General features: G+C 59.1%; 11 protein-coding genes and 1 tRNA gene. 4 read left to right on the forward strand and 8 right to left on the reverse strand.

Annotated elements, in window-relative coordinates; genetic code table 11:
- Nucleotides 1-80 precede the first annotated feature (80 nt).
- From ACTNA2_RS01700 to ACTNA2_RS01725, 6 genes are all read right to left on the reverse strand, one after another.
- Nucleotides 81-1202 carry a coiled-coil domain-containing protein gene (locus tag ACTNA2_RS01700; RefSeq protein WP_441048408.1) on the reverse strand — a complete coding sequence of 374 codons (1122 nt, stop codon included), beginning with the start codon at nt 1200-1202 and terminating at the stop codon, nt 81-83.
- 32 nt (nt 1203-1234) lie between these two features.
- The gene (locus ACTNA2_RS01705; protein WP_195838556.1) at nt 1235-1765 is read right to left on the reverse strand and encodes an adenine phosphoribosyltransferase; all 531 of its coding nucleotides are present in this window, start codon (nt 1763-1765) and stop codon (nt 1235-1237) included.
- 38 nt (nt 1766-1803) lie between these two features.
- Nucleotides 1804-2688 carry a transcriptional regulator FtsR gene (gene ftsR, locus ACTNA2_RS01710; RefSeq protein ID WP_154516382.1) on the reverse strand — a complete coding sequence of 295 codons (885 nt, stop codon included), beginning with the start codon at nt 2686-2688 and terminating at the stop codon, nt 1804-1806.
- A gap of 3 nt (nt 2689-2691) precedes the next feature.
- Nucleotides 2692-3126, reverse strand: coding sequence for an FHA domain-containing protein (locus ACTNA2_RS01715; RefSeq protein ID WP_215694092.1), 435 nt, complete (start codon nt 3124-3126; stop codon nt 2692-2694).
- Between the two features lie 66 nt (nt 3127-3192).
- Nucleotides 3193-3897, reverse strand: coding sequence for a CDP-alcohol phosphatidyltransferase family protein (locus ACTNA2_RS01720; RefSeq protein ID WP_441031238.1), 705 nt, complete (start codon nt 3895-3897; stop codon nt 3193-3195).
- Between the two features lie 149 nt (nt 3898-4046).
- On the reverse strand, nt 4047-4310 hold the full coding sequence (locus tag ACTNA2_RS01725; RefSeq protein ID WP_441048409.1) for a hypothetical protein: 264 nt from the start codon (nt 4308-4310) through the stop codon (nt 4047-4049).
- A 435-nt stretch (nt 4311-4745) separates the two neighbouring features.
- On the opposite strand from ACTNA2_RS01725, the gene ACTNA2_RS01730 reads away from it, so the two are divergent.
- The 4 genes from ACTNA2_RS01730 (at nt 4746) to ACTNA2_RS01745 (ending at nt 11367) form a co-directional block, all read left to right on the forward strand.
- A complete protein-coding gene (locus ACTNA2_RS01730) occupies nt 4746-5537 on the forward strand; it encodes a 7beta-hydroxysteroid dehydrogenase (RefSeq protein WP_441048410.1) in 792 nt (263 codons plus the stop codon).
- A gap of 688 nt (nt 5538-6225) precedes the next feature.
- Complete coding sequence (locus tag ACTNA2_RS01735; protein ID WP_441048411.1) at nt 6226-7191, forward strand: hypothetical protein; 966 nt, start codon at nt 6226-6228, stop codon at nt 7189-7191.
- Between the two features lie 349 nt (nt 7192-7540).
- On the forward strand, nt 7541-9562 hold the full coding sequence (locus ACTNA2_RS01740) for a gamma-glutamylcyclotransferase family protein (RefSeq protein WP_441048412.1): 2022 nt from the start codon (nt 7541-7543) through the stop codon (nt 9560-9562).
- Between the two features lie 743 nt (nt 9563-10305).
- Entirely contained in the window at nt 10306-11367 is a 1062-nt protein-coding gene (locus tag ACTNA2_RS01745) for a helix-turn-helix transcriptional regulator (protein WP_441048413.1), read from the forward strand.
- Nucleotides 11368-11501: 134 nt separating this feature from the next.
- Here the strand turns inward: ACTNA2_RS01745 and ACTNA2_RS01750 are convergent.
- Nucleotides 11502-11578 (reverse strand) — tRNA-Pro (locus ACTNA2_RS01750).
- Between the two features lie 80 nt (nt 11579-11658).
- Nucleotides 11659-12873, reverse strand: coding sequence for a bifunctional phosphopantothenoylcysteine decarboxylase/phosphopantothenate--cysteine ligase CoaBC (gene coaBC / locus ACTNA2_RS01755; RefSeq protein ID WP_441048414.1), 1215 nt, complete (start codon nt 12871-12873; stop codon nt 11659-11661).
- Nucleotides 12874-12875: the final 2 nt, after the last annotated feature.

Genomic DNA, 12875 nt, shown 5'->3' on the forward strand with positions numbered 1-12875 from the left:
AAAATGGGCGGTCGAGATAAAACAATGGACCTCGCTCCCAAAGGATACGAGGTCCACTTTCGTTAGCTGAGTTAAAAAACTTAATAGCGAACGAAAATATAATTGTTGTTCATGCCAGCGGCAACGGAGCTGATGATAACGCCCGTGCTGTAGTCGGAAGCATGGATCATCTGGCCGTTACCAATGTAGATGCCGGTGTGGTAAGAGTTAACAACGACGTCGCCCGGCTGAGGATCAGAAACACGGGGCCAACCCATGAAGGTGCCGGTAGTGCCCAGGCGGCAGTAGCGGCCGGTGAGGCAGTAGCTTACAAAGCCGGAGCAGTCAAAGCTGTTCGGGCCAATGCCGCCCCATGAATAAGCGCAACCAAGCTTGCTATAAGCGCGAGAGACAACGCTGCCGCCGTCAACGGACTGGCTCGGCGCGGAAGGGGCCGGTGCCGGGGCGGGCGTCGAGGGCTGCGGCGTGGGAGCAGGAGCGGGCGCGGGCGCAGGCGTGTTGCCGCCGCCGTTGTTGGTCGTACCGCCACCATTGTTGGTGTTCTCGGTCGTACCGGCGGTGTCGTTGCTCACCGTGGCCTTTTCGGCGGTGCTGGCATTTATGCCAGCCTGCAGCGCGGCGTTCGCCTCGGCCTCGGCAGCAAGCTCGGCCTGCAGCTGTGAATCCAGGGAGTTCACGACACTCTGGGCCTCAGCCTGCTGGGCGTTGAGTTCGTCGACCTTCTTCTGCGTCGCGGCGACGTTCTTCTCCTGCTCGGCCTGCTTATCGGTGAGCTGCTGCTTAAGGTTCTTGACCTCCTGAATGGTCTGGGCCTGCTTGTCGGAAACCTTGCCGTAGTAGAACAAACGGTTGAGCATATCGCCCAGATCGTCGACGCCCGTCAGAACCTGAAGGAGACTCAGACCGCCGGTCTTGTACTCACCGGCAACGTAGCTCGAAAGCTTTGCCTGACCCTCGGCAATCTCTTGCTGCTTTTGCGTGATCTCGCCTGCAGTCTGATCAAGCTCCTGCGTCTGAGCGGAGAGTTCTTCATGAATTTGCTGGGTTTGCGTACCGATCTGCTCGAGTTTGGTACGAGCGGCGGCAAGATCGGACGCGGTATCGGCATAGGCAGGAGCCGCGAGGCCCAAGCCCAAAACACAAGCGAGGGTTGCCGTAGCAGCGCAGCGTGCCATGTTTTTGTGCGTGTTTGCTGTGCGCATGGAGCTTCCTTTCCGGTATCTAAGGGTAGCGGCTAGTCCACCGTTACCAGGCTAAAGAGCTCAACGTCCTCGTTAGAAGGCGTGAGCTTCTTGCGCGGATTAAGAAACGCAAGCTCAAGGATACAACCATAACCTACGAGTTTTGCGCCCATATCTCGCACTAGTTTACCTGTTGCCTCAACGGTTCCGCCTGTCGCGACCAAGTCGTCCAGAATCAACACGGTATCTTTAGAGCTGATGGCATCGACGTGAATCTCAATCGAATCGGTTCCATATTCGAGCTCGTATTCCTGGCTAACGGTCTTACGTGGCAGTTTTCCCGGTTTACGTGCAGGAACAAAGCCCGCGCCGAGTGCCACGGCAACAGGCACGCCTACCATAAAACCGCGAGCCTCGGGTCCTACAACCTTAGTGATGCCCATGCCGGAGAAATGCTCCGCTAGCGCGTCGACCATGGCTTTAAGCGCTTCGGGATTGCTAAAGAGCGGCGTGATGTCCTTAAAGACGACTCCGGGCTCGGGATAGTCGGGGATGTCGACGATGTGAGATTCGAAGTCGTACATGGTGTGACCTTTCATGGGAGGCTGGTTTGTAGAAGCGTTTATTTGTCCGCGCTGGCGGTGCCGGTGTGCGAGGGGGCGACAACCTTAAGCGGCTGCACGAGGGATTCCTCGCGCACGGGGACCGCGGAGGCAGATGCCTCTTCGCTTTTGGCCTTGGTTGATTCGGAGCGTGCGATCTCCTCATCGAGGGCATCGATATCGGCGTCCTCGACTACGGCGTTGAGTGACTCAAATACGCGGTTCTTGAGCAGCGCGGTATGCACGCCCTCGGTGAGGTCATGTAACTTCTTAAACGCGCGTTCGAGCTTGGCATCGCGTTCGTCATCGGAGGTATCCATGCCAAGCATACTCACGAGCACTTGCTCGAACATCGAAGACTCGCGGTTGGCGGATGATACGTACTGACGAAGGTTTCGCGGCTCGATATGAAAGCGTGACAGCTCGGAACAGTAGCGGATAATCGGAAAATCGCGCCCGTCGACGAGCTCGCGGTTCTGCGGACTCTTGATAATGCGAATAAGGTCGTTTTCGGCCAAGGAGCGAATAAACGAGATCTCGACGCCCAACATATCCGGAATGGTCTCGATGGGGTGCAGCTTTTGCTTGGTTTCCTTGGGCTCCGTCTTAAGCGGAACATCGGACAGCAGGCCCACCTCGTAGGCAAGCGTGGAGAGATCTGTAGCGTTTTCCAGGCGTTGCTTGATCACGTTGAGCGGCATGTAGCGCGTCTTCTGCAGGTGCAGAATGACCTCTAGACGGTCAACGTCCTCCTTGGAGTATTGGCGATACCCCTTAGGCGTACGATGAGGGGTGATGAGCCCCTCATCTTCTAGAAATCTAATTTTTGAGTTCGAAAGATCGGGGTATGCGCCTCGAAGTAAATTGACGACCTGGCCGATACTCAGATAGTTGCGTTCGGCCATGCCCTACTCACCGGTTTCGATGCGCTCCGGCGTGCTCTCGTGGTAGATGAGCGTAAACGTACCGATCTGGACGGAAGATCCGTCGTGCAGCGGGGCGGCATTGACGATGGCGCCATCAACCCACGTGCCGTTGAGCGAGCCTAAGTCCTCGATGCGAGCATCCAGACCCTCGCGAATAATGCGTGCGTGGCTACGCGATACGGTCATGTCATTGAGGAAAATGCCGTTTGCCGGATCGCGGCCAATGGTGGTCACATCATCCTCGAGTTCAAAGGCAGCACCGGTCTGCGGCCCCTTGACAATAGACAGAACGGGGGCAGTGATGCGAACGTTCGCCATAAGATCGGGAACGGTAACGTCGCTCGAAGGCACACGGAAGACGCAGGTTGCGTCGGCAGTCTTATCGTTTTGAGGCATATTGTTAACCATGTTGTCCATGACAACCCCTAACTTAACGCGGACATGCCGCAAAGAATGAACTGTACGTAATAATACCCCAAAGGCTTAGTCTTCGATTTCGGGGTTAAGAAAGTCGACGTCTTCGTCCTCTGGATGCGCAACAGCCTGTTTAATGGCCGCTCCACCCTTAATGGAGTAGATGACAGCGGTGAGCATGGAAAAGATGACGCCGCCATACACAAAAAAGATGCCGAGCGGTACCGAGCTGCCGTTGAGGCCCGGGAAGGCCGTGAACGTGGCGGGCAGCAGATGCCAGCCGTCCACGGTGGGAAAGCCCAGCAGCATGAGTGAGAAGCCGGTCATGAGCAGCGCCGTGGCAATCTTGCCGGGAAACACTACGTCGATGGGGCGGCGGTGGTAGTGGCGCACGATGAGCGTGCCGATGCCCAGGTAGATATCGCGACCGATGATGAGCACGCAGACCCAGATGGGAAGCTCGCCGCGAACCACGAGACCTAAAACGCCTGTAAATAGCAGCGCACGGTCGCAGATGGGATCCATAACCTTGCCGAGCCACGAGACCGTTTTAGTCATACGGGCAATCTGACCGTCCATCCAGTCGGTGGAGGCCGCGATGGCATAGATGACAATGGCGACGACACGGTTGTTGTCCGTCACAAACAGGTACAGGAAGACCAGCGTGAGGACCAGGCGCGTGAAGGTAATGAAATTGGAGATCGTGAAAATCTTATTCGACGGGTAATCGGAGGTGCCGATAAGCTCCTTTTTGATCTTCTTTTTGATGCCCACAGGACTCCCCCGCTGGTAAACGACAAAACTCTCGATACTATACCCGTTCTGGCGATGTCTATCCAGCGTAAGCATAGAGAGTCCAGACATGTGGAGGACGCTGCTGGGTGCCACGAGGACTCTCGCGCCGTTGCTTTAACAAAAAACTCTCACAGGAAGTAGCCGCGAGGGCTATGTTGGTAGTTGCAGCTACAGTTATTGTTGAGGGTGAGCAGCGCGTCGCGCACGCCGTAGAGGTAGCCGCTGATGAGCGCCCAGCGCACGCGCTCGTCGAGCGCAGCGAGGCAGAGCGTCTGCATGGCACCGCCGGAAAAGCCGACGCAGCCGAGTTCGCGCAGACTCCACGCGCCGCGCGCCGCAACGTAGTCGATGAGGCGCATGAGGTCCCAGGCCTTCGGTATCGATGTGCACATCGAGCATCACGCCGACCATGAACATTGCGAGAAACGTATTTGCCGAGCCTACCGAAGCGGTGACGTCGAGCACCGGCGCAGAATAGCGATGCATCCCTTTGTACATGGGCACACAAGGGGATACAGCAAAGGCGACCGGAGGTCGCAATGCCCTCCTGGTGAATAGCTACCAAGGCGGGTAAAACCACATCGAACGCCGCTCACGCCAGGGCGGCGTTCACCTTTTGGTTCCACCCGCCAGCACCTCCCCTCTTGATACTGCAAGGGTTTCATTGTGGTGATAGACCGAAACCGTTCATCGTTGTTTCGGGTTCGTTCGCAAAGTCGTGAACGCACTCCCCTCTTGTTCAGCGCATAATGGCGCACCGTATGCGGCTGAGCGGCCGCACGCTAAAGGAGAGGTGCCCGCATGGGCATCGAGAGAGAGGATGCAGTATGAACCTGAGGGAAAAGTACGGTGAGTGGGGCCTGATCCTGGGCGCGACCGAGGGCGTCGGCAAGGCGTTCTGCGAGAAGATCGCCGCCGGCGGCATGAATGTCGTCATGGTCGGCCGTCGCGAGGAGAAGCTGAACGTGCTCGCCGGCGAGATCCGTGAGACCTACGGCGTGGAGACCAAGGTCGTGCGCGCCGACTTTAGCCAGCCCGACGCTGCCGAGATCGTCTTCGCCGCGACCGAGGGCCTGGACATGGGCTTCATGAGCTACGTGGCCTGCCTGCACAGCTTCGGCAAGATCCAGGACACTCCCTGGGAGAAGCACGAGGCCATGATCAACGTCAACGTCGTGACCTTCCTCAAGTGCTTCCACCACTACATGCGGATCTTTGCCGCCCAGGACCGCGGCGCCGTGATCAACGTCTCGTCGATGACCGGCATCAGCTCCAGCCCCTGGAACGGCCAGTACGGCGCGGGCAAGGCCTTCATCCTCAAGATGACCGAGGCCGTGGCCTGCGAGTGCGAGGGCACCGGTGTCGACGTCGAGGTCATCACCCTCGGCACCACCCTAACCCCCAGCCTGCTGTCCAACCTCCCCGGCGGCCCGCAGGGCGAGGCCGTCATGAAGATCGCCCTCACCCCCGAGGAGTGCGTCGACGAGGCCTTTGAGAAGCTGGGTAAGGAGCTCTCCGTCATCGCCGGCCAGCGCAACAAGGACTCCGTCCACGACTGGAAGGCCAACCACACCGAGGACGAGTACATCCGCTACATGGGCTCGTTCTACCGCGACTAGCAGCTGCCGCGGCGCGTGCGCGAGGGCGCGTGCGGGTTCGCAGGTAGAGATGCGAGTGCGAGGGTTTCTTTGCGGGGGCGTGCGGATGCGGCGCCCGCAAAGAAACCCTCTTTTCATGGGTGGGCGCGACGGCACCTCGGCGCTCACCGTCTAGGGCGACCTGCCCGGCTCCCCCGCGATCTCCCTGCACGGGACCCTGCGCTCCGGCATCCTCTGGACCGTGTCCCGCTCGTGCCTAGTGGGCCGGCCGATCCGGCCCTCAGGGTATCGGATTCCCGCATTCATCCGTACATGTTCGTGTGAATGCGGGAGGTGTTCGGATGAGGTTGATATTCAAGGTGTAGACCGTTTTCTTGGTACTCCTCAAATGCGGCAGGGTTTTTCGAGTTTGTAGATGCTAATATAACCCTGCTCTCGAAAGAGGGCTCAGTCCCGGCTGGTAAACCTGACGTTTGGCGTGGTGTGCGTGACACGCATAGCGGGCATGGCCGCGATAGAATTTTCCATGCGGAGGGGCTCGACCCCATAGCGCCCCGAGGGTTTCGGGGAGGGCGAACTGGCAGGCAGGGAACCGGGATACAGGCTGTCCGGAAGGAGGGGTGTAATGCCTCTTCTTCTTTTTTGCCACATCAATCTTCTGGCTTGATAGGTTTTTCGTGCGTGTGATTGGGTTGCGGAAGGGATTGGCATGAGAGTTGCGGAAATTGCGGAAAGGGTCGGTTGCGATCCTGAGTCTGCGTATGCGAAATTCGCCGACACACGTGAAGGCACACGCTTTCACAACATGCAGTGGCCCATTTTCGTCACCGACGAAAACTATCGCTCGTTTTGCAAGGCGCTGGCAGATTATGCCAACTCAGAGGAAGGCCCCCAAAGCAACGGCCGCCATGAATTGTTCCTGAGCGTGCACGAGCTGTTCGAAAAGGGCAACGAGATCGGCGGCGCCCCAAAAAAGCGCCACTACAACTTGGACAAATCGTTCATAGGCACGGACGAGGCAAATCTCATGCTGCTCAAAGCGGCGCATAAGGGAATGACCCAGCAAGCGATCGCCGCGTACCTGGGCTGCTCGCGCACGGCGGTGCAAAAACGCCTGAGCGCCCTGGCAGGCGGCGTGCGTTTTGGCGACTCCTACATCAAGGCCGAGCCGACAAGCCGCGGCGGCCTGAAGTCGACGGCTCACCCGATCTTCCTGCCGCTGCGATTGCATGAGGTGTACCTGATGCTGTCGGCATTAGGCGAGTTTCGAGCGGAACGGTCAGGCGGGGACCCAGAGCGCGTCGTGGCAGATGATCTCGCTGGCAGAATCTATTCCCAGCTGAGCGACTACGCAAAGGGCGGGATCGACAGGGCATTGACTGAACGAGGGATTCGCCGCGGTGGGCAAAGGCCCGACTTCGACTCAAGCAAGGGCGTGGACGATTCGGATCGTATCGTTATGTATGAGAAGATGGGTCTCAATCTTGAAGTCGTGCTTGTAAATGGAGATAAGCTCGACGGCCGCTACGCGCGCCACGCCGATCTTCAGAAATGCGTAAACGCCGCCGAAATAAGCAAAGACGGCAGCTATATCGTGTTTAAACTTTTGGATGGCAGATACTGGGCGGTCGACGATTCTCAAGTAGTGAGCGTAGCAGCCGCACCCGGGGATTAGGTTGCGGCCAAGTCCCTCGTCCGCCCTCCCAGGCGGTACCGCTGCGGCCGATTTCATGTTTGCTTACAGGCGAAACAGCCGCCCTTGCGTTTTTCTAAACGCAACCTCTTCGTGCGCTCGTAAAAAATCGAATCGATAAAAACTGGCAACAACCCTTCTGAACGGGTATCCTTTCGCAGGATGCGCCTCGAACAGCACTTTCTGCCTGCGCGATTTCGTGCATGGCCGTCCTTTTCGTTCTATTTCTTAAAATGTCAACCTCAGGTTTTCACGCCTTTTCGGCTTCAGGTCGTATGCTGCAATCAGCTCGAGCGACCGAAGCCCATCACAACACCGAAAGGCGTGAACCATGAAGTACAACGAGAAGCGCAACAACGCCTCAGCCCGTCACCCCGAGACTGCACCCTCGATCATCAACTTCGCGTACGGTAGCAACCTTGATATCCATCAAGTTGAAACCCGCTGCCCCGGCGCGGTGCTGCTGGGCAAAGCGACCCTGAACGGCTATGAACTGGCGTTCGACACCGCCGGATACCTCACCATCACCAAGCGCGAGGGGTCGCATGTGCAAGGCGCGCTGTGGGCGCTCGATAGCTCTCACGTGGCGTCTCTCGACCGCTACGAAGGCATTGCATCTGGTTGTTACCGCAAGGAAACGGTGACCGTTGGGCGCGAAGGCGATGTGGTTCCCGCAACCCTTGAGGCGATGGTCTACATCTCTGAGCGCACCCCGCTGCGCAGGTACACCGAAAAGTACGATTACATCGACCGCGTGGTCGAAGCCGGCCGCGTGATGCAGCTTGATGAGGCAACCTTGGCGCAGATGTCCGACATGCGCGCCGACAGCCTGGACCGCTTGCGCGCGCAAGAAGAGTCGGCGGCGTATGGCGCAGCCAAGATCGACCTCCCCGCTGCACGCGAATACGCCGACTTCGTGTGCGGTGAAGGTCACCAGATCGCCGATTGCACATGCCGTTACACCGGTTACTACGCACGCCGTTTCCCCCGTGGCCTTCAGCAGCATGGACGCATCCTGCGCTCTAAGCGCTACCAGGTGATGGAAGCGAGTGAGGCCACCTTCTGCGGGTCTCACCGCATCTACTTGGCAATCAAGACCCCAGGCGAGTTCGGTTACAAGATCGACGTCCCCGAAGGGTTCCGCGCGGTGCGCAGCAGCGACCCCGCGCTGCGGGCAGACCTTAGCTACTCCCTTACGCTGGATGAGTTCGAAAGGCAGCGCAAAGCCCTGCTGCGCACCCTGCTCGACTGGTGCAACAGCCTGCCTGAGTTTGACGTGCACAACTTTAATCGCCCCTCTGGCCCGGCGTTCGGCGCGCGCGAACACGTCGTAGGCACCCGCGTGCATGCGGAAACTCCGTACTTTGCATATGGCTTTGACATCAGCCATGACCGCATTGCCAAAAAGCTCGAGGGCGGTCACCATGTTTATGCAACCAAGGCGAAGCTCTATGGCTACACGCTGGCGTGCGACGCGAAGGGCCGTCCCACCATCATGCGCATGGAAGGATCGTTTGTGGAAGGCGTGCTGTGGCATGGTCTCACGCGGGGCGAGGTCCAGACGCTGGACAAAGCGAATGGCGTGCAGTACGGCACCTATGCAAAAGCCGGCGTTACGGTGAAGATTGAGGGCGAACCCGCTGCGAGGGAAAAGAACGCATTCGTGTACATCTCTCGGCGAACCCCGCTTTCTGCAGTTACGAAAGACATCGAAGCGTTTGGCGCGATGCGCGACGAAGCCATCGCCCTGAAAATGGAGCGCACCACCGTGGCTCGCATCGACGCAATTCTGCGCGCAAGCGGCTGCCCCTGCGTGCAGCCCGAAGCCCCTGCGGCAGAAATCGCAGCCCTGGGAATCAGGGAGCTCACTCCCGAGCAAACCATGAAGTGCATGCTGTTCGTGTGCCCGAAGTGCTTTAAGCCCTTGGGCGAATGCGAATGCGGCAAGCGCCCTGATCACCTGGTAGCGATCGACCACGAGCTGCAGCCCCATGTGCGCATACTGAACGATAAGGGTTATAAAACGCAGTTCTGCTGTGCCGGGCATGCAGACAGCGGTTGCCACGGTTACCTGAGCTTCGGACGCCGCTTCCGCGCACTAGAAGAGATATGCGGCGGTCAGCTGCCCAACGAGTCTCTTACGGAGGCGCCGCAACGCATTCGCAGCACGCGCCATGTAGCGCTGAACCTGCCCGGCGCCCCCGAAAGCTATGACGTGTACCTGGACAACAGTGGTTACGTCATTCGCTTTGAGCCGCGCCGCGGTGTGAGGCGTGAACAGTTCGTGCAAGACAAGCCCGCTATGTTGAGCGCATTGCTGCAGTGGTGCGAGTCCCTCCCGCAGCGCGAATAGCCTGCAAGCCGTCTGAACTGGTAAGAATCGCCAAGCGCGTGGGTCGATGTTCGAATCCTGACCCGCGACTTCCGAGCCCCCTTCTAGTCCCAAGCCCCGATCCTCAAGCCCTCAGCCCTGCCCCTCAATGCGCCCTTGAGCGTGCGCATGCGGCGTCTATGAAGTTCCTCCAGCGCTTCGGGGCGTTCTCGACGATGAAGTCGATGACGGTGGCGAGCTCGCCCTAGTCGAGCCCGCGCCGACGCACTCTCTTGAGGTCGCACGAGAATGACGGCGCGAACGCCGCCCTGAGCCGCACGCTCACGCCGTCGCCTAGGACTTCGCCGGCATGGCCCAGATGGCGGACTCTGGGGCGATTACGCCGCAGGTGCCCGCAGCGATGGCCGGTGGCACCGTAGCGGTGTCGGCTTAATACCCGCGGCGTTAGCTTTTTGGAGCGCAGTGCCTTGTTTCGGCAGGCACGGAAGCCTTCCTCTCGCTGCCGAAAGAAATCGAAAAAGTATCGCGGCCCTTGGGCGGTGTCGGGGTTCCGTGCGAACGTGCGGGGAATTAGTGAAGCAGGGCGGGACAGTTGGCTTGGATGTCGTGTGGAGAACAGCGAGAAGCTCCCGCTCAGCGGGATTTGCCGCTAAGGGCCGGAGGCGACACTATGGGACGCCCTGCATTTCGCAAACGGCGGTTTTGCAGTAGAAAGATAACCTGTGTTTGTCCGACAATCCGAGCGCCAAGGCGGTGAGCGCTCCGTGACATACAACAACAAGGCCAAGCTCAAGACCCTCTATGTCCGCCAGATCCTCGAGGAGGAGACGGACGCCGAACGCGGCCTGTCCATGAGGCAGATCATCGAGAGGTTGGAGCAGCACGAGATCAAGGCGGAACGCAAGAGCGTCTACCGCGACATCGAGGTGCTCAGGGAGTTCGGCTGCGACATCTGCTCCTACCAGAGAAACCCGGTGGAGTACGCGCTAATCCGGCGCCAGTTCAAACTCCCCGAGCTCATGCTCATGGTCGATGCAGCGCAATCCAACAAGGCGCTGACAGTGAGGCAGAGCACCGCGCTCGAGACGAACATCAAGCTGCTCGCCAGCGACCACGACAGAGCACTGATGGAGAGAAAGATTCACGTCCCGGGCCGCATCAAGACGAATGCCGACAGCGTTTTCGGCAACGTCGACGTGATCCACGGGGCCATGAGGCTCAAGCGGAAGGTCGAGTTCGCCTACCACCGGCGCAACATCGAGGGCGAGCGACGCGAGGCCAGGGGCGGCAGGCCGCACGCGCTCACACCGGTGGAGGTCAACCATGCGGACGGTTTCTACTACATGGCTGCCTGGGACGACGGCCACTCGAACATGGTCGAGTACCGCTTGCACCGCATGGGTAAGGCAAGCGTGTCCGATAGTCGGGCCACCCGAAACGCCGAGATCGACCATCATGCCTATGATGAGGACAGACTCGAGTATTTCGGCAGATTCGGCGGCGAGGAGATAGCTACCCGCCTGGACGTGAGGGCCGATAAGGTCGAGATCGTCTTGGACCGCTTCGGTGACGGCGCCGAGATTTCGAAGACCGATGACGAGACTGCCAAGACCTTCGTGAAGGTCCGCAAGAGCGAGCAGTTCTTCGGCTGGATTGCCAGAATGGAAAACACAGTGAAGATTGCCGGACCCGACAATTTGGTCAGGGAATATATAAGCTATTTGCAAGAACTCCTGTCGGAGCCGGAGGCGCTTAACGCATATCAAAATGATACAAGGAGGTCAAAAGATGAAGCTCGAAATGAAAGTGAAGGGGGGATCCATTAAAACCGAGATTCTACAAAAGTGCAGGTAGAAGGGCGTGTCTTTATTGGCTAAAAAACAGCCGGTGATTCTCCGGTGATTCCCTGATGATTCCTGATAAAAAAGGTCAGGCACTAGGTGCCTGACCTGCAAACTTCTGGTCGGGACGACTGGATTCGAACCAGCGACCCCTTGACCCCCAGTCAAGTGCGCTACCAAGCTGCGCCACGTCCCGAAGCTTTTGTTTGTTGCTCCACTCTCGCTCGCAACAGGGAGTATAGTAACCCGAAACTTTATCCTTGTGCAAGAACTTTTTTACAAATTTTGAAGCAAGTCCAAAATTGTATCTGCGAGCTGGGGTTTTGTTAGAACGGGAAGTTCTTGCGTGCCCGCTGTACTCACTATCCAGGCCTTGTTGGTATCGGTCCCAAAGCCCGAATCGGCGCGCGAGACATCGTTGGCGATAATGGCATCGCAACCCTTGCGCACGAGTTTGCGCTGCGCGTACTCCACGACGTTATCGGTCTCGGCCGCAAAGCCGATCACACGGCGATCGCCCTTTTGGCGTGAGAGTTCGGCCAGGATGTCAACGGTCTCGACGAGCTCAATTCGATCCAGGCGCTCGTTGGCCTTTTTGAGTTTATGGTCCGCCGGGGCCGCAGGCGTGTAGTCGGCGACGGCGGCGGCACAAATGGCCGCGTCGGCCGTCTGGAAGGCGCTCAGCGCAGCCTGGAGCATTTCCGCTGCGGTTTGTACGCGCACGCACGCTACACCGCGGGGAACGTCGAGCGATGTTGGTCCTAGCACGAGCGTGACGGCGGCACCGCGGCGCGCGGCCTCCCCCGCCAGGGCGATACCCATCTTGCCCGATGAACGGTTGCCAATGAAGCGCACGGGGTCGATCGGCTCGTGCGTGGGGCCGGCGGTGATCACGATGCGCTTGCCCACAAGGTCCTGAGGAGCGGGGTCGAGCAGCTTGCAGACGGCCTCGACGATGTCCTCGGGCTCGCTCATGCGTCCCGTGTCCACATCGCCGCAGGCAAGGTAGCCGCTACCCGGACCCACAACGTGGACACCGCGCTCGCGCAGCGTGGTCATGTTGGCCTGCGTGGCCGGCGCCTTCCACATGCCATTGTTCATGGCCGGCGCGACCACGATAGGACGCGGCGTGGCAAGCAGCGTAGTGGAGATGAGGTCATCGGCGATGCCGTTGGCCATCTTGGCGATGATATTGGCCGTCGCGGGTGCCACGACCACCAAGTCGGGCTCCTGCGCCAGCGAGATATGGTGGATGGGGTCGGAGGGGTCGTCGAACAGACCCACGGCGACCGGCTCGCCCGTGAGCGCGCGAAAGGTGAGCGGGCCCACAAACTCCGTGGCATGCTCGCTCATAACGACCTTGACGCGTGCGCCGCGCTTTTGCAGCAGGCGCACGATATTGCACGACTTATAGGCGGCGATCCCGCCGGTAATGCCCAGCAGGATCGTTTTTCCCTCAAGTTGCATTGAATTGTCGGGTGCCGTCGTCATTG

It is taken from the genome of Collinsella sp. HCP28S3_E9 (genome assembly GCF_052065455.1).
Lineage (GTDB): Bacteria > Actinomycetota > Coriobacteriia > Coriobacteriales > Coriobacteriaceae > Collinsella.